This window comes from Paenibacillus sp. MCAF9 (genome assembly GCF_052114265.1).
Taxonomy (GTDB): domain Bacteria; phylum Bacillota; class Bacilli; order Paenibacillales; family Paenibacillaceae; genus Pristimantibacillus.
Window position 1 is genome coordinate 413,640 of sequence record NZ_JBFREL010000001.1, and the last position, 20,394, is coordinate 434,033.

Annotated in this window: 23 protein-coding genes; 21 read left to right on the forward strand and 2 right to left on the reverse strand. The window is 41.9% G+C overall.

Translation table 11 applies throughout. From position 1 onward, the window contains the following. Positions 1 to 2 precede the first annotated feature (2 nt). The 8 genes from AB4Z45_RS01945 (at position 3) to AB4Z45_RS01980 (ending at position 6,340) form a co-directional block, all read left to right on the forward strand. Positions 3 to 794 carry a sulfite exporter TauE/SafE family protein gene (locus AB4Z45_RS01945; protein ID WP_441907647.1) on the forward strand — a complete coding sequence of 264 codons (792 nt, stop codon included), beginning with the start codon at positions 3 to 5 and terminating at the stop codon, positions 792 to 794. A 41-nt stretch (positions 795 to 835) separates the two neighbouring features. Continuing rightward, entirely contained in the window at positions 836 to 1,195 is a 360-nt protein-coding gene (locus AB4Z45_RS01950) for a rhodanese-like domain-containing protein (RefSeq protein ID WP_430059124.1), read from the forward strand. Between the two features lie 142 nt (positions 1,196 to 1,337). Then, the gene (locus AB4Z45_RS01955) at positions 1,338 to 1,868 is read left to right on the forward strand and encodes a DUF6886 family protein (protein ID WP_441907648.1); all 531 of its coding nucleotides are present in this window, start codon (positions 1,338 to 1,340) and stop codon (positions 1,866 to 1,868) included. Beyond that, on the forward strand, positions 1,868 to 2,416 hold the full coding sequence (locus tag AB4Z45_RS01960) for a GrpB family protein (RefSeq protein ID WP_441907851.1): 549 nt from the start codon (positions 1,868 to 1,870) through the stop codon (positions 2,414 to 2,416). Before AB4Z45_RS01955 ends, AB4Z45_RS01960 begins: the two co-directional genes overlap by 1 nt. A gap of 157 nt (positions 2,417 to 2,573) precedes the next feature. Continuing rightward, positions 2,574 to 3,716 (forward strand): serine hydrolase domain-containing protein, encoded by a 1,143-nt coding sequence (locus tag AB4Z45_RS01965; protein WP_441907649.1) that lies wholly within the window; start codon positions 2,574 to 2,576, stop codon positions 3,714 to 3,716. A gap of 214 nt (positions 3,717 to 3,930) precedes the next feature. After that, positions 3,931 to 4,563 carry a nitrite reductase gene (locus tag AB4Z45_RS01970; protein WP_441907650.1) on the forward strand — a complete coding sequence of 211 codons (633 nt, stop codon included), beginning with the start codon at positions 3,931 to 3,933 and terminating at the stop codon, positions 4,561 to 4,563. Beyond that, a complete protein-coding gene (locus tag AB4Z45_RS01975; protein ID WP_441907651.1) occupies positions 4,560 to 5,252 on the forward strand; it encodes a response regulator transcription factor in 693 nt (230 codons plus the stop codon). The genes AB4Z45_RS01970 and AB4Z45_RS01975 overlap by 4 nt, the downstream gene beginning before the upstream one ends. Beyond that, positions 5,249 to 6,340 carry a sensor histidine kinase gene (locus tag AB4Z45_RS01980; RefSeq protein ID WP_441907652.1) on the forward strand — a complete coding sequence of 364 codons (1,092 nt, stop codon included), beginning with the start codon at positions 5,249 to 5,251 and terminating at the stop codon, positions 6,338 to 6,340. Before AB4Z45_RS01975 ends, AB4Z45_RS01980 begins: the two co-directional genes overlap by 4 nt. Positions 6,341 to 6,580: 240 nt before the next feature. Here AB4Z45_RS01980 and AB4Z45_RS01985 read toward each other — a convergent pair whose 3' ends face one another. Then, positions 6,581 to 7,810: an MFS transporter gene (locus tag AB4Z45_RS01985; RefSeq protein ID WP_441907653.1), complete on the reverse strand. Its 1,230-nt coding sequence runs from the start codon at positions 7,808 to 7,810 to the stop codon at positions 6,581 to 6,583. 190 nt (positions 7,811 to 8,000) lie between these two features. Between AB4Z45_RS01985 and AB4Z45_RS01990 the strand changes: the two genes are divergently transcribed. From AB4Z45_RS01990 to cdaS, 6 genes are all read left to right on the forward strand, one after another. Then, the gene (locus AB4Z45_RS01990; protein ID WP_441907654.1) at positions 8,001 to 8,777 is read left to right on the forward strand and encodes an IclR family transcriptional regulator; all 777 of its coding nucleotides are present in this window, start codon (positions 8,001 to 8,003) and stop codon (positions 8,775 to 8,777) included. Positions 8,778 to 8,938: 161 nt separating this feature from the next. After that, positions 8,939 to 9,364 (forward strand): DMT family transporter, encoded by a 426-nt coding sequence (locus AB4Z45_RS01995; protein ID WP_339209338.1) that lies wholly within the window; start codon positions 8,939 to 8,941, stop codon positions 9,362 to 9,364. 54 nt (positions 9,365 to 9,418) lie between these two features. Beyond that, positions 9,419 to 10,117, forward strand: a complete 699-nt coding sequence (locus tag AB4Z45_RS02000) for a Crp/Fnr family transcriptional regulator (protein WP_441907655.1) — start codon at positions 9,419 to 9,421, stop codon at positions 10,115 to 10,117. Positions 10,118 to 10,169: 52 nt separating this feature from the next. Beyond that, positions 10,170 to 10,625: a DMT family transporter gene (locus AB4Z45_RS02005; RefSeq protein ID WP_441907656.1), complete on the forward strand. Its 456-nt coding sequence runs from the start codon at positions 10,170 to 10,172 to the stop codon at positions 10,623 to 10,625. A gap of 94 nt (positions 10,626 to 10,719) precedes the next feature. Further along, positions 10,720 to 11,853, forward strand: a complete 1,134-nt coding sequence (locus AB4Z45_RS02010; RefSeq protein ID WP_441907657.1) for a WD40/YVTN/BNR-like repeat-containing protein — start codon at positions 10,720 to 10,722, stop codon at positions 11,851 to 11,853. A gap of 166 nt (positions 11,854 to 12,019) precedes the next feature. Next, positions 12,020 to 12,649: a sporulation-specific diadenylate cyclase CdaS gene (gene cdaS, locus AB4Z45_RS02015; RefSeq protein WP_441907658.1), complete on the forward strand. Its 630-nt coding sequence runs from the start codon at positions 12,020 to 12,022 to the stop codon at positions 12,647 to 12,649. A 54-nt stretch (positions 12,650 to 12,703) separates the two neighbouring features. Here cdaS and AB4Z45_RS02020 read toward each other — a convergent pair whose 3' ends face one another. Next, positions 12,704 to 13,243 carry an NADPH-dependent FMN reductase gene (locus AB4Z45_RS02020; protein WP_076265973.1) on the reverse strand — a complete coding sequence of 180 codons (540 nt, stop codon included), beginning with the start codon at positions 13,241 to 13,243 and terminating at the stop codon, positions 12,704 to 12,706. A 380-nt stretch (positions 13,244 to 13,623) separates the two neighbouring features. Here AB4Z45_RS02020 and AB4Z45_RS02025 point away from each other — a divergent pair, with 380 nt between their 5' ends. The 7 genes from AB4Z45_RS02025 (at position 13,624) to opp4C (ending at position 20,339) form a co-directional block, all read left to right on the forward strand. Further along, complete coding sequence (locus AB4Z45_RS02025; RefSeq protein ID WP_441907659.1) at positions 13,624 to 14,067, forward strand: MarR family winged helix-turn-helix transcriptional regulator; 444 nt, start codon at positions 13,624 to 13,626, stop codon at positions 14,065 to 14,067. Between the two features lie 51 nt (positions 14,068 to 14,118). Beyond that, complete coding sequence (locus AB4Z45_RS02030) at positions 14,119 to 15,060, forward strand: ring-cleaving dioxygenase (RefSeq protein ID WP_441907660.1); 942 nt, start codon at positions 14,119 to 14,121, stop codon at positions 15,058 to 15,060. A gap of 22 nt (positions 15,061 to 15,082) precedes the next feature. Continuing rightward, on the forward strand, positions 15,083 to 16,141 hold the full coding sequence (locus AB4Z45_RS02035; RefSeq protein ID WP_441907661.1) for an LLM class flavin-dependent oxidoreductase: 1,059 nt from the start codon (positions 15,083 to 15,085) through the stop codon (positions 16,139 to 16,141). A gap of 344 nt (positions 16,142 to 16,485) precedes the next feature. Then, the gene (locus tag AB4Z45_RS02040; RefSeq protein WP_441907662.1) at positions 16,486 to 17,451 is read left to right on the forward strand and encodes an ABC transporter ATP-binding protein; all 966 of its coding nucleotides are present in this window, start codon (positions 16,486 to 16,488) and stop codon (positions 17,449 to 17,451) included. Next, entirely contained in the window at positions 17,448 to 18,419 is a 972-nt protein-coding gene (locus tag AB4Z45_RS02045; protein WP_441907663.1) for an ABC transporter ATP-binding protein, read from the forward strand. The genes AB4Z45_RS02040 and AB4Z45_RS02045 overlap by 4 nt, the downstream gene beginning before the upstream one ends. Positions 18,420 to 18,448: 29 nt before the next feature. Beyond that, a complete protein-coding gene (locus tag AB4Z45_RS02050) occupies positions 18,449 to 19,399 on the forward strand; it encodes an ABC transporter permease (protein WP_441907664.1) in 951 nt (316 codons plus the stop codon). Between the two features lie 16 nt (positions 19,400 to 19,415). Further along, the gene (gene opp4C, locus AB4Z45_RS02055) at positions 19,416 to 20,339 is read left to right on the forward strand and encodes an oligopeptide ABC transporter permease (protein ID WP_441907665.1); all 924 of its coding nucleotides are present in this window, start codon (positions 19,416 to 19,418) and stop codon (positions 20,337 to 20,339) included. Positions 20,340 to 20,394: the final 55 nt, after the last annotated feature.

The following is a 20,394-nucleotide window of genomic DNA, read 5'->3' on the forward strand; positions in this document are numbered from 1 at the left end:
TTATGGACATTATCCTTTACATCATCATGACGCTGCTCGGTTTTGTCGGTTCCTTTTTTTCGGGATTACTTGGCATAGGCGGGGCCATAATAAATTTTCCCCTTTTATTATATGTTCCATCCAGTCTTGGCTTAGCACAGTTTACGGCAAAAGAAGTTGCATCCATCAGCATGTTTCAAGTTTTCTTCGCTTCGTTAGCTGGGATTATCGCTTTCCGTCAGAAAAGCAATCAAACAGCGGTCATTCATAGAGGTCTTGTTGTTTATATGGGCAGCAGTATATTAATGGGAAGTTTAATAGGCGGATTCGGCTCACGTTTTCTTAATGAAGATGCCATTAATATTATATACGGAACATTATCGGTTATTGCTGTTGTTTTAATGCTCGTTCCAAACCGGGGGAAACAACAATTAAATATAAATGAAATCACTTTTAATAAGCTCATTGCGGTAACGTCTGCTTTCATTGTTGGCATTGTGTCAGGAGTTGTTGGAGCAGGTGGTGCTTTTATTCTAATCCCAATAATGTTGACGGTCTTAAAAATTCCGACAAGGACAACCATTGCCTCATCATTAGCGATCGTATTTGTATCGGCGATTGGCGGCGTAATCGGCAAGCTATCCGCTGGTTCCATTCCGATATGGCCAACTGTATTTGTTGTATTGGGCAGCTTGATCGGTGCTCCAATTGGATCTAGAATCAGCTCAAAAATAAACGTGAAATATTTGCGATATGGTCTTGTTGTATTACTCATTTTCACAGCGATTAAAGTGTGGTCATCTATATTGCAATAGAATATGCGTACCTTAATTAAACGGATTGGGGAGGTTAGGATATGTTGATTTTACTTGCTCTAACTGGTTTATTCGTGATGTGGTTCATTTATAGAAGATTCTCACCCCTAAAAAATTTAACTTATGTCGACGAAAAAGCGCTAAATGAAAAAGGCGTTATACCTGACAGCAGCAAAATACTCGATGTCCGCGATTCAACTGATTATGAGAAATGTCATGTGGATGGTTCGATTAATATATCAATTGGTCGGCTCCCTTATTTGTGGAACAAAGAGCTTGCACCAAATGACTCCGTCTTAATTTTGTCGGACAGTTTCTATAAAAGTAAAAAGGCTGCAAAAATCCTTAAAAAACATGGTTTCAGCCAGCTGTTTACTGTACGAAACCAACAATGTGCATAGATAACTTTTCAAGTGACTGATGAACCGCGTATATCGCGGTTTTTTTGCGTCCACTCTAAACCAGATTATGGTACAATCTCCTCGTATGTTGAAAATAATGCTGTTCGTGCACAACTACTTTATATCAGAAAGCAGGGATCATTTGAGATTATTTCATGTGAGCGAAGAAAGTGATATTACACTTTTTGAACCTAGAATACCTTCTCGAGTGGATATGGATCAGAGCAAAGGGTTGGTATGGGCAATAAATGAACGGTGCTTGCCGAACTTCCTAACCCCTCGCAATTGTCCTAGAGTAACTTATCATAGTCATGAAACGACCACAGATGAGCATAAAAAACTTTATTTAAGCTCAAATTCGTTGGACCATGTTGTTGCGATTGAGCATAAATGGTTTGAAATCATGAGGCAAACCACGTTGTATTTATATGAATTCGATACGGCTGATTTCTATGGCGCAGATAAAAGTGCTGGTTACTATGTGAGCGAAAAAACACAGATCCCTATCAATAAAATAATTGTTCATGATTTGTTTGGAGAACTCATACGCAGAAATGTCGAGGTTCGCATGATTGATAATTTGTGGGATTTGAATGATAAAATTGCAACCACAAGCTTTAATTGGTCGATGTGCAGAATGGGTTTTGCCGCGCAGAGGAGGGAATCAGTATGATGAGTACAATAGTTGTGATTGAAAACTATAATCCTCTTTGGGAGCACGAATTTTGTGAAATACGATCTACTATCGAAGCTGAAGTTGGGCAATTCATTAGGTCAGTTGAACATGTAGGAAGCACCTCTATTAAAGGACTTGGTGCTAAGCCCATATTGGATATAGATATCGTCATTGAAGATTATAGTATGCTGCCTCTGATCATCCAAGGGCTTGAGAAGATTGGTTATTTCCATCAACAAGTATGGAGTTTTCAAGGAAGAGAGGCCTTTGGAAGAAAAGATATGTCGGTTCCTTGGCATAAACAGCGTGGAAAATGGATGGAGCATCACTTGTACGTGTGCAATCGTGATAGCGAAGAATTAGCAAGACATTTGGCATTCCGCGATTATCTTAGGGAGCATCCCGAGGCTGTCATTGCGTATGAACAGTTAAAAAAGGAATTGGCTTTGCACGCTCAAGATCGGTCCGGTTATACAGCAGGTAAAACTGATTTTATAAATGAAATATTAAAAAAGGTAAAGCTCACGAAATCAAAGGATCTTTGATAAGAAAACATACGAATGGAAAGCAGCGCTGAACTTGATACAAACGAACAATCTTTTATAATTTTAACGGCAGTCTTTACATCCTTATGGACGAAATTAGAGCGGCTCGTGTAGTATGGATTCATTGTTCCTAATTAATGGAAGGGGATCGAGACAGATGAATGAATTGCTAAGCGAGTGGAAAATAACAGAGGGCCACTTGGATGTTGTGCCCGAAGAGGTTGGACTCTGCTCATATCAATTAAATAAGCTGGATAATCACTTTCTGAATCTGATCGCACAGCAAAAAATTCAAGCAGCTAGTTTTCTCGTTGCACGAGAAGGAAAGATCGCCGCATGGAAATCAATGGGTCGACTTCATGGATCCACAGACCAAGGTGAACTGCAGCCGGATTCCTTGCGTAAAATGTCATCCATAACAAAAGCATTCACAAGTGTTGCGATCATGAAGCTCATAGAGGATGGTAAGCTTTATATCGATCTGCCTGTGTCCAGCATTTTGGAAGAATTCAATAATCCTGTACATAAAGATATCACCTTGTTCCACTTATTAACGCATACGTCTGGTATTTTGCCAGTCACCGGATATTACAATGAGCCCTATCCTAGAGAATGGTGGGGGGCTAGCGGCATGGATAATTGGATTCGAAAAGTGCTGCAAGGCCCGCTCGTTTGCCAACCTGGGGATGCCTATAATTATTCTACGGTGGGCTTCGCTCTGCTGGGCGAGATCATCTCAAGAGTATCTGGTAAGCAGTATGAGGACTACATTATGGAGAACATTATCGAACCACTCCAAATGACACGTACTTTTTTTGATGTTCCTGAGCATCTGCACTCTGAAGTATGCAGTGTAGATCGGATGGATATCGAAAGGTTAAGCAGAGAAAATGACAGTTCTCCTATGCCGCCTCGTTCGGATAGTGGGCTTTATTCTACACTATTTGATATGTGGAAATTCGGACAAATGCTGCTGAATGGCGGAACCTTTGAAGGTCAGCGTATCCTTGGCAGAAAGTCGGTAGATCTGATGACTCGCCGACATCTGTTTAACGTTCCCGCCTATCATTGGGGAGGTAAAATCAAAGATAAAGGCCATGCTCTTGGTTTAGATTTAGCCATTCATCATCTTTCATATGAATCAGTAGGCACCTTCCAGCTGGAGGGTTCAGGAAGAACCGGATTTTTTGTGGACCCGGTTGAGAAGCTCGTTGTTGTATTCATAGTGCCTTCCAATTACTCATGGATACCGGAATCGGTACTTGGTACAAAACAAATTATATGGTCAAGTTTGGTTTAGAATAAGCATGAAACTTGAATGCAGCCATTAGTAATATTTATAAAGAGTGAGTCGACTATTCGGCCCGCTCTTTTTTTTGTGCAGACAATTAAACTGTTGCAATGACATCATGAAGACTAATATAGATACTTAACCCGGGTATAGTAAAAACTCTTGACCTATATACCCTTAGGGGGTATATTATAATGGTTATGATGTAAAGGAGAGATGCCAAATGAATGATAAAATAAAAATCGCAGTCTCACCAGCCATTCAGGTTGGAGGCAGCCTGTTCACACCTCATCAACTGGTAACCATAGGTTCACTTATTGACACAGAAGCAAATATAGAGATGACACCTTTTAAGCAGCTTTATGTGGAAATACCGTTAGATCAACAAAATGAAATAATCGAACAATTACGAGAAGTCGGCCTCGAAGTCAATCCTTCAGGCTTTACGACAAAAAGCTTGAATGCATGCAACTTTTGCAAAGGTGCCCAGGATGCCGGTTTAGATATTGCCATTAAATTAAACGAAGCAATCGCGGGAATCGGAACACCAACGCCAATGAAAGTCGGTTATGCAGGTTGCGCATTAGGTACAAGTGAACCTTTATTAAAAGATATTGGGGTCGTAAAAATGCGGAATGTGTTTGACGTTTATGTTGGCGGAGAGCCCAAGGGAATAAAACCTTCCTTTGCCCAGCTTTTACTTTCAGGCTTATCGGAAGATCAGTTAATACCATCAACAATTAATCTCATTAACTATTATAAAGAACATGCTAAAGGAAAGGAAAAGTTCAGCAAATTTATTAATCGAATTTCTCTAGACGAACTAAAAACATTGAAATGGAATGAGCAACCATGAGTAAAATTTTAGTTATTGAGGATGAAGATAAAATTAGAGAGGTTATAATCGCTTATCTAAACAAGGCTGGTTATCGTGCATGTGAAGCCAGTGATGGCCAAAGTGCGATGCATGAAATCGATAAGCAGCCCTTTGATTTAATCATTCTTGACTTGATGCTCCCTGACATTAATGGAGAGCTGCTGTGCAGACAAATACGAGGAACTAATCCGGTACCCATCATTATGCTTACGGCTAAAGCATCTCTAAATCATCGCATCCAAGGGTTATCTGCTGGAGCTGACGATTATATCGTGAAACCATTTGATCCCCATGAATTGCTGGCTAGAGTTCGTTCTGTCCTGCGGCGTACCAATCATCATGAGCTTCTCGCTGATCGTTTGGAATACGGTAATGGACGATTAAGCTTGGATAGCCAAGCTAAACAGGTTTACATCAATCAAGAACCCATAAATTTAACACCCAATGAATATAAACTGCTTGTTGTTATGGCTAGAAATGCTGAAAGAACACTTTCCCGCGAACATTTAATTGATATGGTGATGGGAATCGATTTTGAAGGGGATGCTCGTACAATTGATCAGCATGTCAAAAATTTACGGCAAAAAATAGAGGAGGATGCTAAAAATCCAATGTTCATTCAGACGGTTTTTGGTGCCGGCTATCGCTTTCATGGAGGAGGCAAATGAAAAAAACACTATCCTATCGGATTAGTATTCTTCTTATCTTCTATACAACAGCCATCTTAATCATTGCTTCCATTGCTTTAGTTACAGCCACTCATCATCATTTCCAGCTTTATGGTGACGAGATCGCGCAAGGCAGCCACGATAAGACAGAGTCATTAAATTCACATTTAGAGCAAGCCGTTCTTCAATCCATTGGACTGACAGTAGGCGGAGCACTCATTATTACGCTTATTATGAGCATTTACATCGCTAAAAAAATATCTTCTCCTTTAGTTAAAATGAAGAATATAACACTCGTTATGGCAAGAGGAAAACGAGATGCTCGTCTTCCTTTAAAAGGCACTCCAAAAGATGAAGTCGATCAACTGGCTGCCTCCATCAATCATTTAGCTGAACAGCTTGAACAGCAAGAACAATTACGGGTAACGATGACCGAAAATATTGCTCATGAGCTCCGAACACCTTTAACGACGTTAAACAGTTTTTTATCAGCGATTCAAGATGGGATTTGGGAAGCTACACCTGAACGCATACAATCATGCAGAGAAGAAATTCACCGTTTAGTCCAAATGGTTAATGATTTGGAAGAACTGCAAACACTTACTTCTACAGCACAGCAGTTAACCTTAAAAGATGTTCCTCTAACAAAATCAATAGAACAAGTTATTGATCTTATGAAGCCCTCCTTTTCAGACAAAGGAATTATTTTGGAAAGAGGTGTCATCCCTGAAATGACTATCCATGCTGATGAATACCGACTCATTCAAATATGGACAAATTTATTATCGAATGCTCTAAAGTTTACTTCTAATGGTGGAAAGGTATCGGTATATGGGAAATTAGTTCAACAAGGTGTTCAAATAACCGTCAAGGATACTGGAATCGGAATACCAACTGAGCAGCTCGCGCATGTATTCGAACGTTTCTATCGAGTGGAAAAATCACGGAACCGGAAATCGGGAGGCGGGGGCTTAGGACTGGCTATTACGAAAATGCTTGTCGAACGTCACGGAGGACAAATTTGGGCTGAAAGTGATGAAGGGACTTTATTTCATGTGTATTTACCGAATACAGTTAATAAAGACTAAATAAAGAGTCTATTTGTAGATGATGAAAACATCATACTGCTATTGGAGTCAAACAATTCAAGCCAAGGCTTAATTCACAAGACAATAAATTGCAGAGGCTTTTGCTAACCTGATACTGAACCGAGTGAAAACTTTTATAAATGAATAGCTAAAAAACACGTACTGTCGAAGCTTTTCAGATCTGAGGTACGTGTTTTTTATTGAGATTAGGCGCTGCTTATTACGCTGACCATCCATCCATCATTTACTCCATAATGAGCTAAATCTACAATAGCTAAAGATAATTAGGTTTCCTAGAGCAGCTAGCCAAAATACTACTGAAGGGTGCGCGAGCTCAGAGATCCAACCCGCAGAAACAATCGTAATCGGCATAGCAAGCTTGAATAATGAGCCAGTTATGCCACTGATACGTCCGATTAGCTGATGTGGCGTAGATTCCTGTCTAAAAGTCCATATACAAACGGTGCTGATCATCTCAAAACATCCATTAAGCAGCAGGCTGAAGCTTAACATCATATTGGATTGCGATAAAGCCATCAGTAAATAAGATAACGCAACACAGAGCGTGGTGATCGTGACCAAGACACCAACAGAATAGGTGCGTCGAAGCCTGCTAATAAGTAGACTGCCAAGCAGCCCACCTACACCTGCTGCTGCCAACACGGTACCTAGCTCTGCATTATTCAGTCTGAGTGCATCCTTGGCGTAGAAAATGATCGTTGTATCCACCATGCCTGACGTCGCGTTCAAAAAAATTACAGCGATCGTCAACTGCCATAATAATTTATTAGAGCGAAATTCAGCCCAACCTGCTCGAAGCTCACGCCAGAAACCAGCTTGCTGAGCATTAGGCGGCTCATCGCTGCGTAAGAATATCAGCAAAACAAATGCAATAGAGAACAAAAACGCAGTAATGAATAAGGCATCATACAGCACAGGAAGCATGAGCAGCAGCCCTGTTACAGCAGGACCCATAATGCCAACCAAGGTTGACATAAAGTTGAAGGAAGCGTTAGCCGGTGTCAGCATTTCCTCAGGGAGTGAATGCTTCACAATTCCAACACGGGCATTATTAAATGCATAACCAAACAGCATGAGCAAAAAGCCGCTTACATAAAGCACAAAGATGGGTGGATTGCCGTAGGAAATGACTGCATATAGACCTAGAAGAACGCAGATTTGCAGTCCTATGGCCCATAATGACCAGCTTTTCTTGTGCACGCGGTCAACCAGTACACCGATAAACATGGCAAGCAGCAGGTTTGGAAGAAACTCGATGGCGCGCATCGTTGACATTTTCACCGCAGAGTGGGTCAGATCGTACAAAATAAGCGGCAGCGCCAGCTCATAAATTTTGTTGCCAAAGGCGATAATTCCACCTGTTAGAAACAGAATAAGGAATCCTGGATGCCTCCATAAATGAATAAGGATTGGAGCAGCTGGCTCTGCAAATTGCTTTAAGTGCTTCATGATGTGACTTCTCTCCTCATTCTCGTACTGTTGCAAATGATTATACTTTCGAAAAAGAGGAATAAAAAGTGAAGGAAATGAATCTATCATTTCGCCTTTTTCAATGTAATGCGAGTATCCGTTGTTAGGATCTATATGCTAAAATCATGTTAAGCAATATAACATCAATTCCTAATCGGAGGTGCAGCAAATGTCCGGGGTCATTTCCAAAGCTATTCACATATTGGATCTGCTTGTACCGCATGGCAGCGAGAAAGAAATGAGTGCAACAGAAATCAGCAGGGAACTCGACATGCCCGTACAAAGCGCGCATCGGATTCTTCATTCTTTATCCGAACATGGATTTGTTGCTCAAGATAAAAAAACGAAAAAATATAAATTAGGACTTTCCATTATGAAATACGGTTTTTTGATGTGGGACAGTCTAATGTTCAGGTCACTGGCTAGACCATTCATGGTCGAACTATCGCAAAAAACGAAAGAAACGATTTATTTGGCTACAAGAGAGAACCAAGAAGGCGTCTATATTGATTCCATCGATTCACCGCAAATTTTGAAAATTTCCGAACCTATCGGACTTAGGCTGCCACTATATATAGGAGCATCTAATCGCGCTATTCTTGCTCATTTGCCATCCACGATGCAGGAAGCTATATTGCAAGGTGTGGATTGGACAACAGTACCGTCGCTGATTCCATTATCCAAAGAAATGATTCAGACTGATCTAGAGATCATTCGCTCCCGAGGTTATGCCATCACATCAGGAGAAGCAACGGATGGAACAACTGGCATCGGGGCTCCCATCTTTTCTTATGATAATACCGTTATTGGATCACTGAATGTAGCTGGTCCCGCGATACGCTTTACGTCAAGTAAAATCGAGAGCTACGGTCAGCAAGCAAAAAAGTATGCGGATATCATCTCCAAGGAACTGGGGTTCCGCAATAAGATACGTTGGAGCGAGTAGGAGGTTATCCCAAACGAATAAATTGAACGAACAGTGATCGAGCGTTCGTTCTTTTTTTATGCAAAAAACTGCTATACATTGATTTAGGACATATGTCCTTTCCTAAACCTTGAAATGTATCGTTTAATGATGGAAAGATTGATATGGAGGAGAGCATTGATATGAAAGGGAGCATTTTCGCATTTTTAGGCGGGGTCTTAATTACACTGCAAGGTGTTGCTAATTCAAGAATTAGTCAAGATATCGGCACTTGGCAAACCGCAACGATTACCCAGTTCACCGGCTTCATAGCAGCCTTGATTATTCTGTTATTCGTCAGGGATAAACAGTGGTCCGGTTTTAAACAAGTAAAACCCTTATATCTAATCGGCGGTTCCTTTGCAGCTATTATCATCTTCAGCAATGTCACTGCTATTCAACAAATTGGCGTTACACTTAGCATATCTGCCATGCTGATTGCCCAGTTAAGCCTGGCTTTTATCGTCGATAGTCAAGGATGGTTCGGGGTTGCAAAGCAGAAGATGAGGCTGCCTCAATTCATTGGTATTGGGATGATGATAGCTGGGGTGGTCATATTGCGGTTATAATAGTTAAAATATACCAAACCCTTAACCGTATTCCTCTGGAGGTGATTCGAACAGATGCATGAAATTAAAGATCGCGAGCAGCTCCACCATTTTTTACAAGCGCATCAATTAGAAGCAACATTCGGGGAACAACTATTACCCCATTTGTCACTATTTTGCTTTGATCATGAGGAGCTTATTTGTTCCCAAGGTCAATCTTCAAAATATCTCTATTTCCTCGTCCAAGGAAAGATAAAGATCTACACAACCTCGAAAGATGGGAAAACACTTATTCTTACTTTCAAAACCTCCCTTGATGTCGTAGGGGATATTGAATACGTGCAAGACATTGACATTATCAACACGGTCGAAGCCGTGTCGACTGTATACATGATTGGGATTCATCATCAGTGGTTGAATAAATACGGCAAAGATCATTCACCGCTGCTGCAATTTTTATTGAAAATTATAGCTCGGAAATTTTTGAAAAATTCAAACGCATTAAGCTTCAATATTTTGCATCCTGTGGAGGTTCGATTGGCGAGCTATCTATTGTCCGTCTCCTATGATGATTCGGAATATCTAATGAAAGGGCAGCGAAAAACAATCAGCTTAAAGGATACGGCTAACTTGATCGGAACGAGCTATAGACATCTCAATCGGGTTGTCCAGCAATTTTGTGCAAAAGGTTTAATTGAGCGGAAAAATGGAGGCATTCTAGTTAAAAACAAGGATGGACTACGCGCACTCGCCAGCCAAAATATTTATGAGTAATACAATATCATGAGCTATTTCAAAACAATAAGCCAATGGGAGAGTAGAAAACATGATGATTGGACTTATATTTGCAGTTCTCACTGGCTGTTTGGTCAGTTTGCAAAATATATTCAATAGTAAAGTCAATGAACGAATAAATACATGGACAACTACTGCGTTAGTATTAGGCATGGGATTCCTTGCCTCATTTGTTATCGGATTCGTTTTCGAAGGCGAACAGTTATTTGCATTGCAAAATATGAAGCCATGGTACTGGTTCAGCGGTCTAATCGGCGTAGGCGTTGTTACTTGTCTGGTACAAGGCATTAGGCGGCTTGGTCCGACGTATGCCATCTCTATCGTTCTAACCGCACAGCTGGGAACTGCTTTATTGTGGGACTCGCAAGGGTGGCTAGGTATCGAAAAAGTAGCTTTCACAACGAATAAAGGGTTAGGTGTCCTTGTAATCGTCTGTGGCATCATTGTATTTAAAATAAGCGGTGCTCGTGAGAAAGTTACAGCATAACGACCAATAACGTTTACGATTCAATTTGATCAAAGCAGGGTATTTTCTTCTATAAAGGCTCTAATACTAACTTAGCAGCAGGAGGAGGAAAAACATGATCAAAGCTAAACTTAAGTACGGTCTGGTAGCGGCAGCACTGATGATTGGACTTACAGCAATCGCACCGTTAACGCAAGCAGCAGGCAGTACAACAGCAAAGGATCTTTTCAGCGGAACACCAGCAGGGGATACCGCATATCATTTCAGTGATATTCAATTTTTGAACGGAACAACCGGACGCGCTGCTGGCAATGGATTTCTCATTGGAACTTCTGATGCCGGCTCAACATGGCAACCGATCTATAAGGGTACTTGGCAATTTACACAGCTTGATTTCATTTCCAACACAACCGGATGGGCATTGGCGAAATCTTCTGCTTCCGGAACGAATGCCCTTATTCACACCAAGGATGGTGGAAAAACGTTCACCAAAATAGTAACCAGTCCGCTCGCGCTTGAACGTATTCATTTTGTGGATGCTTCAAATGGCTTCGGCTATACGAAGGCATTTGCCTATAAAACATCAAATGGCGGGAAAACATGGACCAAAATCTCTACGCCTCCCAATAACCGCTATGCAGAATTTACAGATGTGAAGCATGGATGGTCACTTATCGTAGTACCTGGATTTGGCTATCGACTATCAAAAACAACAGATGGCGGTACCAATTGGTCCACAAAAATAACCGTTAAATCTGAGGAGAGCATAGGCGGTAAGCTTTATACAAAGGGAAATCAAATATGGGCACAATTTTACGGTGGAGTAGGGATGTCCCAGCAATCTTATTCCCTTTATGCCTCTGCAGATAATGGTTCAAGCTGGAGGAAAGTAATTAGCCAGGAAACAGCAGGCGGCGGACCAGCACCGGGCGGTGCTGCAGGACTTGTTAAGGAAGGACCCGCTGCGCCTGGCGGACACCCTAGCAATATGGAGCTTGTTGATGGAGCTGCGATACTCGGAGGATACTCTCCAGCCGCTGGAGTCATTGGCGTTGGTCGTTCGGTTGATTCAGGGAAAACGTGGAATAATCTTACACCGATCGCAGGGGGAGAGAGCGTTATTTCGTTTTCAAGCAAGGAACTAGGCTGGATGGCCGATACAAGCCTATCTAATGCAGCTGTATACAGAACAACCGATGGCGGCAAAACATGGTCCAAAAAATTAAGCATTCCTGAAAACAATCAGTAAGCTGCAATCACAGATATACTGACAAGAACTTTAAGAAGACTGGTTCCTATTATAGGGCCAGTCTTTTTGTTGCCATCAGCCATTATGTATAAAAAAAGAGGGGCTAAGCAAAATAAAGGAAGTATTGAGCTTCAATTTGCGGTAGTCATTTGAGTGGGGTGGACGTATGGATGATATAAAATGTGATTTCTCTCCAATGAAAGTTGAAGTGAAAAGCAAGCTTCTACATTTGCGTGAATCCCTTGAAGCTTTGATAAAGGATTTGGATCATGATGCTGGCAATTGCTTGCTAAACGAGTTCCATTCTATGAAAGAACAAGTTTTTGAAACGGAATCGATTGCAACAACCTTTTATTTAAAATGTTATCTTGCACCTTATACCGCTAAATATGACGAGCTGTCCCATGCAATATCTCATCTATCTAAACGGCGTCATGGGGCGCTTCTCGTCGTGCAAAGATCAGATTCAATCGATAGATATATTACTCATGGCGTATTAATTTCTGCCATGCTGACGCATTCGTTAATAGAATCTATTTTCACGCCTGGCGGTCCGCTCCATGACGGCGCAGTCTTAATCCAAAATGATAAAATTATATCTGCTGGCAATGTCCTGCCGTTAACGCAAAGAGACAGCGAGCAGAAGAAGCTTGGAACTAGACATCGTGCCGGTCTTGGTTTATCAGAATTAAGTGATGCGCTTGTTATCATCGTATCAGAAGAAACCGGACAAGCTTCCTTCAGCTTGGAAGGGAATTTATATCCCTTTTCACCGGGCAATGATCTGCTCCATTAAATGTCACAAAGAAAAACCACCTCTTCACAAAGAGGTGGTAGTTGGTAGTGACGATTAACGCAATGTTTTCAATGCACCGCTCCAAGCGAGTACTTGATCTAACATACCGTTCAAATTAGTAAGATGAAGATCAGCTGGTTTGAAAACAGAACCGTTCTCAAAATCAGTGAAGAGTGACAATGCAGGATGTACACGAACGTCAGCTACAGACAATTCGCCCAAAATTCCACGTAAATGTTCAGCTGCACGAGCACCGCCTACGGAACCGTAACTTACGATACCTGCTGCTTTATCGTTCCATGCGTCACGAGCATAATCAAGCGCATTTTTCAGTGATGCTGAAATACTGTGGTTATATTCTTGTACGATAAATACGAATCCATCCAAGCTTGCAAGCTTAGTATTCCAAGCTGTTGCTTGCTCAGTAGCATCGCTTTCTCCCAAGAGCGGGAGCTTGAAATCCGCGATATCAACGATTTCATAATTAGCATCTCCGCGTTGATCAGCGATTTTCTTCACCCATTCACCAACTTGCGGGCTAAGACGACCTTGACGAGTACTTCCTAAAATAATACCGATATTTAATTTTGACACTGTTTTTTCCTCCTCAATAGTTGTTCTACCAAATCATTTGTCTAGAAAACCTTTTGCAGACACTGCCAAATCATGTTGTAAAGCTTTAGAACAAGAACCGTCCTTAGAATAACAAATAGTTAATGATCAGTATTTCTTAAACAAGGAAGGGTTATTCTTAATGAAAGATGGATAATAAAAATACGCCAACTTCCTTTACGTTGAGTATCTTTAATATGAGATAATAATAGCGAATATAAATTTCTTTGTCAAGTAACTATAATTAATTAAGTGCATTAATCTTTCCATTAATTGTAGCTTTTTAAACTTAAACATTCACACTTGCCATTTTATCAATTGAGTAGTAAAGTGATGGCATAGTCATTGAGAGGGGGAACGAAATGCAGAATAATACGTTAGGTTCGTTAATTTGGATTCGGCTGATGCGGTTTACGAATCAGAGCAACCAGATGTCAAATGAGTTTTTAAAACAATTTGATTTAACGACTGCTCAATTTGATGTACTCATGCAAATTCGTGTCTATCAGCCTCTAACTCAAATGGTACTGGCCGAGAAAGTAACGGTTACGCAAGGCGGCATATCTCGCATGCTCGTACGACTTGAGAACGAAGGTTATATTGTGCGCAAGCAAGACTGGAAAACCAAAACGATTAGTTTAACAGAAAAGGCCGAAGCCATATTGGATATCGCAATGCCGAACCAGCTTGCTTTTCAAACTTCATTTTTTGAAGATGTATTAAATGAGGACGAACAAAAAACACTATACTCATTGATGACTCGCATCCATAAACATAGCCAGAAAAAGAAATTGCCGTCAGAGTAATTTTTTTGCAATATCAATTGACTAGTCAAGTTAAATAGAGGAGGAATAATTATGTATACCATCCCTGGACATCATCATATTTCGATGATTACAAAAAACGCAAAAATTAATAATCATTTTTATCAAGAAGTACTAGGACTGCGCAGAGTGAAGAAGACGGTCAATCAAGACGATCCATCCATGTATCATTTATTTTACGGTGATTTAACGGGCAGTGCGGGAACGGAGCTATCCTTCTTTGAAATGACAAATGCAGGAAGAACTGTGCGCGGTACTAATGCGATTACTCAAATCGGTTTGCTCGTTCCTTCTTTAGAAAGTTTAGCCTATTGGAAAAAACGTTTTGAATTATTAAAGGTAGAACACGGCGAAATCACAAAATATGCGGGGCGAGATGCGCTCCATTTTGAAGATACAGAAGGTTTGCGAATGGTTCTACTAAACAATAACGGTGAGGAAGTTCCTGAGAAATGGGCAGCATGGGAGGAATCAATCGCCTTGCAAAATCATCGCATTCTTGGCATGGGAACTGTCGAAATTACCGTTCGATCTTTAGATCATTTAGCCGCTACATTGACGAACATGTTAGGTTATAGCGAAGTTTCACGGACGGATAATGAAGCCGTTTATCAATCCGTTGCCGGCCGTTCCTATGGAGAAATTTTGGTCAAACAAGCAGATGGAGCAATCGAGAAGCCTGGAAGAGGAAGCATTCATCATTTAGCGATCCGTGTTAAAAACGAAGATGAGCTGCGTTATTGGGACGAGGTCGTAAAAAAACGCGGCTTCCACTCCTCAGGCATCGTGGATCGTTATTATTTTCAAAGCTTATATTTCCGGGAATCAAATGGCATTTTGTTTGAAATAGCGACGGATGGGCCTGGGTTTACGAAAGATTCATCAGTCGCAGAGTTAGGTAAAGCACTGGATTTACCGCCATTTTTAGAAGCCAGACGGGCGGAAATTGAAGCAAAATTAGTACCGCTGAATTAATACGCAAAAGGGGAGAGTACGCATGGAAAAATATCGAATCGATAAAAATAAAGGATTAGAATTCGGATTGTATTCCATTGGGGATCATTTGCCTAACCCGCATACGGGCACAATGATAAGTGCTGAACAGCGTATTCAAGAGCTCATTGATGCAAGCAAGCTGGCAGATGAGGCAGGAATAGATGTATTTGCTGTAGGGGAAAGTCATCAAACATTTTTCACAACACAAGCCCATACCGTGATTTTAGGAGCTATCGCTCAGGCCACAAAAAACATTAAGATTGCCAGCTCAGCAACAGTGCTAAGTACATCAGATCCTGTTCGAGTATACGAGGATTTTGCAACGATAGATTTGATTTCCAAGGGACGTGCGGAAATTGTGGCAGGACGGGGCTCTCGCGTCGGGGCGTATAGTTTGCTTGGCTATGATGTTCGGGATTATGAAGAACTATTTGAAGAGAAATTAGAGCTTTTAATGAAATTAAACAATGAAGAAACGATAACATGGGAAGGTCAGTTTAGACCGGCTCTTAAGCAAGCATCGATTTTGCCGCAGCCCAAAAATGGACATATGCCCATTTGGAGAGCAGTAGGCGGGCCTCCTGCAAGTGCTATTAAAGCAGGAAATGCCGGAATACCGATGATGCTGACGACGCTTGGAGGTCCTGCAAGCAACTTTAAAATTTCGGTAGATGCTTATCGTGAAGCTGCACTTAGCAAAGATTTTGATCCAGCAGCTCTACCTATAGCAACGACGAGTTTATTTTATATGGCGGAAACGACACAAGACGCTTTACGTGAGTACTATCCACATCTTAACGCTGGAATGCAAGCACTGCGTGGAGGCGGATATCCAAAACAGCAGTTTGCTCAGTCGACCGATCATCGTGATGCTTTAATGGTGGGCAGCCCGCAGCAAATCATTGAAAAAATGCTTTACCAATACGAATTATATGGACATCAGCGTTTTATGGCTCAAATTGATTTTGGCGGGGTTCCATTTGATAAGATTGTGAAAAATATAGAGCTTATTGCAACTGAAATTATGCCCGCAATTAAGAAACATACCGCTAAAAACTAAATTGCAATCAAACTCATTCCATCATTTAACTTAATAAAAGTGCCGCGACGATTTATTGCGGCACTTTTTTATGTTCCAGATCATCCTAATAACCCCGCTAAATAGCTAGTCATAACGAGCTTCCGTAGCTATTTATGTATGGATTGGAACAATTTTCTATTTATATATAGAATTATTCTATTATTCAAACTTTTCAAAATTATGTATGCTAGGATTATTCAAAGTTCATAAAACACATAGGAATTATATGGATTACTTGTAAAGTACATATACCAAATGATAAAAAGTTGGTGAATGCAATAGGACAGCTATTAGAAGTTGATCGATTACAGGTGGCATTTCGGATGGATCAAGGAGAAGTGATCGCTGTAGATGAGGTGAGCTTCACACTTGAACATGGGGAAACCATCGCTATTGTTGGTGAATCCGGTTGTGGAAAGAGTGTAACATCCCTTTCCATCATGGGTTTGCTTGGTACAAATGGTTCAGTTCGTCAAGGAGAAATCAAGTTCAACGGCTCATCTCTAATCAACTGCTCGCAAGCTCAGCATCGTAAGCTTCGCGGCAGTGAAATCGCGATGATTTTTCAAGAGCCGATGACCTCTCTAAATCCAGTCTTCTCCATCGGAGAGCAGATTGAAGAAACGATTCGCCAGCATTTGAATCTGTCTCGAAAGGAAGCAAGGCGCTTAGCCGTAGATTTGCTAAGGAAAGTAGGTATTCCTAGAGCTGAATCGATTATAAAGGAATACCCTCACGCACTTTCTGGAGGCATGAGACAACGGGTAATGATTGCAATGGCGCTGGCATGCCAGCCCAAGCTGCTCATTGCCGATGAGCCAACGACTGCACTCGATGTTACGATTCAAGCACAAATCCTTGCATTGATGAAGCAGCTGCAAGCAGAAAGTGGAGCTGCTATCTTGCTAGTTACGCATGATTTAGGAGTTGTGGCTGAAATGGCTGATACTGTGGTCGTCATGTATGCGGGGCAAGTCGTCGAATCAGCTGACGTTTTCACTCTCTTTCGAGCACCAAAGCATCCCTATACGCAAGGCTTAATGAAATCAACCCTCCGACTCGATCAAGTCAACAGGGAGCGGCTGCAGACAATTCCAGGATCAGTTCCCTCTTTCCAGAAGATGCCTGCAGGATGCCGCTTTCACCCACGCTGTCCACATACAATCGCACGATGCCAGCAAGAACAGCCTGATCTTACGACGAATGGACAGGGACATCATGTACGCTGCTGGCTGATGGACCTTCCAAACGTATCGAATGAAGAACATACTCAGGCGGTTAGATTATGAGCCTCAAAACACTATTGCAAATCGAACGGTTAAAAATGTATTACCCCATTCGTAGTGGCGTATTTTCGAATCAAGTCAGCCATATCAAGGCGGTTGATGAAGTGAGCCTAACGATGTATGAAGGGGAAACCGTCGGTTTAGTTGGCGAATCGGGATGCGGCAAGTCGACGATTGGTCGTTCAATCATTCGACTTGAGAATCCGCAAGCTGGACGTATTCTTTTTGAAAATCAAAACATTATATATTCCTCTCAGCGACAGTTAAAACCGCTGCGGACACGAATGCAGATGATTTTTCAGGACCCTTATGCTTCCTTAAATCCAAGGCTTCGAATATACGATACGCTTGCTGAGCCGTTAATTGTTCACAAGCTGGTTAAGCGCAGTGAGGTGCAGCGTGAGGTTGATAACCTGCTTCAATTAGTTGGATTGCCGCGTTCGGTTGCCAATCGATATCCTCATGAATTTTCCGGGGGGCAGCGCCAGAGGATCGGAATCGCTAGAGCCATTTCATTCAAACCCAAATTGATCGTATGCGATGAGCCAGTATCAGCGCTTGATGTCTCCATCCAAGCTCAAATTTTAAATCTTTTGCAGGATTTGCAAAATGAGTTGAAGCTGACGTATTTATTTATCGCCCATGGCATTGGAGCAGTTAAACAGATCAGTACAAGAATCGCCGTCATGTACTTGGGGAAAATCGTAGAATTGGCACCTACAGAGGAGCTATTCCGCAAGCCGAAGCACCCGTATACGCAGCTTCTATTAAATGCGTATCCTCCGCCGGACCCAACGCTTCGAGCAACGAAGAGTCACATCATTCATGGAGATGTGCCTAGCCCAGCTGAGCCTCCATCTGGTTGTCGATTTCATACTCGTTGTCCTTATGTGCAAGAACTGTGCCGAACAGCGGAACCGGTTATTACGGAAGAGCATCACTCTGTTGCATGCCACTATCCGCTTGCATAGCGCAAAGGCTAGGAAAGGAGAAGTCATCGATGGGCCACTATATCGTTCGAAGGCTGCTGATTTCCATACCAGTATTTCTTGGAATAACATTGCTTAATTTTCTCATCATGAATATGGCTCCCGGGAATCCCGTGGATATGTTGATCAATCCTAATATCCCGAAAGAGCTGCTAGAGATTAAAAAAGAGCTGCTTGGACTGAACGATCCATTGTATATACAGTATGTAAAATGGCTGGGCGGTTTTTTCAGAGGAGAACTTGGCTATTCATTTAGCAGCTTCGCCCCCGTATCACAGCTGATTGGCGCCCGAATCGGACCTACCTTGCTGCTGGCTGCAGTATCAATGCTGGTTGGGATATTGATTGCCGTACCCGTAGGGGTGATAAGTGCAGTCAAGCAGAATTCAAAATTGGATTATGTCATGACAGGGTTATCCTTTCTAGGCACCTCGATTCCTCCATTTTTCCTAGGCCTTGGATTCATTTATTTGGTTGGAATTAAGCTGAAGTGGCTTCCAACAGGGGGAATGTCAACGTTAGGAGGCTCTGGTAGCTTCGGAGATATCCTGATGCATATGATTCTTCCTGTCATGGTGCTTGGTATAACGATTGCTGGTAAAAAGGTGCGTTATGTTCGCGCCAGTATGCTCGATGTACTCCATCAGGATTATCTGCGTACAGCAAGGGCGAAAGGCCTTAGTGAATTTCTGGTTACGAATAAGCATGCGCTTCGCAATGCCTTAATCCCAATCATAACCGTCATTGGTGCAGAAATTCCTTTGGTATTAGGCGGCAGCATTATTATTGAGCAAGTATTTCAATGGCCGGGTATCGGGCAATTAACGATGGAAGCCATTCTCTCACGCGACTATCCGACTTTAATGGGCATTAATCTAATTGCTGCTTGCGTTATACTTTTGACGAATTTGTTGACCGACATCGTTTATTCCATGGTCGATCCACGCATTAAATACAGCTGATTGGAGGGGATAGCGAATGTCTGTTAGCGAAATGCCATGGATGAGGAAGGATGCATTTTCTTCAGATCATAGCGATGAAGACGAACTGTCCTTGGATGTAATGGAGAGTCATGCCCAATTAGTGAGACGTAAGTTTATCAAGCACAAGCTGGCGGTATGGGGACTTGCAACTACCTTGCTGCTGCTTATTATCGCGCTTTTTGCTCCGTGGCTTGCACCGAGTCATCCTAATGAAATTACAGATGTGTTCTCAGCCCATCCCTCGCTTACACACTGGTTAGGCACCGATCAAGTAGGGCGGGATGTATTAAGCCGGCTGATTTTTGGAACACGTGTATCCTTAATGATTGGTTTTTTTACAGTGGCTTTGTACGTAACCTTCGGAACATTCATTGGGCTAATCGCTGGTTACTATGGCAAATGGCTGGATATGGCACTTATGCGCTTGACTGATATTTTCTTAAGCTTTCCATACATGATGGTCGTATTGGTCATCGTGAGCGTGCTTGGTGCAAGTGCAACAACGATCATCCTTGTTCTCGCACTGTTCAAATGGCCAACAATAGCAATGCTCGTCAGGGGAAGCGTATTATCCATGAAACAAATGGATTATGTCCGAGCGGGCGTTGCGCTAGGATACAACACTCCGCGAATACTCATGAAGCATATTTTGCCAAATGTAATGGGGCCTATCATTGTGAATGCGACGTTTGGCATTGCCAGCACGATCCTAAGTGAAGCAGGACTTAGCTTTCTTGGGATGGGGGTCAAATCCCCTCAGGCGAGCCTTGGCAATATGCTGCACGATGCACAATCGCTAACGGTTTTAACTGAGCAGCAATGGTTATGGGTACCCGCTGGCATCGTTATTCTCATTACAGTGCTTGCGATTAACTTTGTAGGGGACGGTCTTCGTGATGCGTTTGATGCGAGGGCTTAAGTAAATGAATCTGCTATTTAATTTTTTAAATAGATAAAGCAATAAAACAAAAGGA

What these genes read in the sequence shown, in the direction of transcription:
- AB4Z45_RS02030 (WP_441907660.1), top strand. Translation starts at nt 14,119, where the DNA reads ATGTATACCATCCCTGGACATCATCATATTTCGATGATTACAAAAAAC.
- AB4Z45_RS01990 (WP_441907654.1), top strand. Translation starts at nt 8,001, where the DNA reads ATGTCCGGGGTCATTTCCAAAGCTATTCACATATTGGATCTGCTTGTA.
- AB4Z45_RS02010 (WP_441907657.1), top strand. Translation starts at nt 10,720, where the DNA reads ATGATCAAAGCTAAACTTAAGTACGGTCTGGTAGCGGCAGCACTGATG.
- AB4Z45_RS01985 (WP_441907653.1), bottom strand. Translation starts at nt 7,810, where the DNA reads ATGAAGCACTTAAAGCAATTTGCAGAGCCAGCTGCTCCAATCCTTATT.
- AB4Z45_RS02050 (WP_441907664.1), top strand. Translation starts at nt 18,449, where the DNA reads ATGGGCCACTATATCGTTCGAAGGCTGCTGATTTCCATACCAGTATTT.
- AB4Z45_RS01980 (WP_441907652.1), top strand. Translation starts at nt 5,249, where the DNA reads ATGAAAAAAACACTATCCTATCGGATTAGTATTCTTCTTATCTTCTAT.
- AB4Z45_RS01960 (WP_441907851.1), top strand. Translation starts at nt 1,868, where the DNA reads ATGAGTACAATAGTTGTGATTGAAAACTATAATCCTCTTTGGGAGCAC.
- AB4Z45_RS01965 (WP_441907649.1), top strand. Translation starts at nt 2,574, where the DNA reads ATGAATGAATTGCTAAGCGAGTGGAAAATAACAGAGGGCCACTTGGAT.
- cdaS (WP_441907658.1), top strand. Translation starts at nt 12,020, where the DNA reads ATGGATGATATAAAATGTGATTTCTCTCCAATGAAAGTTGAAGTGAAA.
- AB4Z45_RS01950 (WP_430059124.1), top strand. Translation starts at nt 836, where the DNA reads ATGTTGATTTTACTTGCTCTAACTGGTTTATTCGTGATGTGGTTCATT.
- opp4C (WP_441907665.1), top strand. Translation starts at nt 19,416, where the DNA reads ATGTCTGTTAGCGAAATGCCATGGATGAGGAAGGATGCATTTTCTTCA.
- AB4Z45_RS01970 (WP_441907650.1), top strand. Translation starts at nt 3,931, where the DNA reads ATGAATGATAAAATAAAAATCGCAGTCTCACCAGCCATTCAGGTTGGA.
- AB4Z45_RS01975 (WP_441907651.1), top strand. Translation starts at nt 4,560, where the DNA reads ATGAGTAAAATTTTAGTTATTGAGGATGAAGATAAAATTAGAGAGGTT.
- AB4Z45_RS02045 (WP_441907663.1), top strand. Translation starts at nt 17,448, where the DNA reads ATGAGCCTCAAAACACTATTGCAAATCGAACGGTTAAAAATGTATTAC.
- AB4Z45_RS02025 (WP_441907659.1), top strand. Translation starts at nt 13,624, where the DNA reads ATGCAGAATAATACGTTAGGTTCGTTAATTTGGATTCGGCTGATGCGG.
- AB4Z45_RS01995 (WP_339209338.1), top strand. Translation starts at nt 8,939, where the DNA reads ATGAAAGGGAGCATTTTCGCATTTTTAGGCGGGGTCTTAATTACACTG.
- AB4Z45_RS01945 (WP_441907647.1), top strand. Translation starts at nt 3, where the DNA reads ATGGACATTATCCTTTACATCATCATGACGCTGCTCGGTTTTGTCGGT.
- AB4Z45_RS02005 (WP_441907656.1), top strand. Translation starts at nt 10,170, where the DNA reads ATGATGATTGGACTTATATTTGCAGTTCTCACTGGCTGTTTGGTCAGT.
- AB4Z45_RS02000 (WP_441907655.1), top strand. Translation starts at nt 9,419, where the DNA reads ATGCATGAAATTAAAGATCGCGAGCAGCTCCACCATTTTTTACAAGCG.
- AB4Z45_RS02035 (WP_441907661.1), top strand. Translation starts at nt 15,083, where the DNA reads ATGGAAAAATATCGAATCGATAAAAATAAAGGATTAGAATTCGGATTG.
- AB4Z45_RS02040 (WP_441907662.1), top strand. Translation starts at nt 16,486, where the DNA reads ATGGATCAAGGAGAAGTGATCGCTGTAGATGAGGTGAGCTTCACACTT.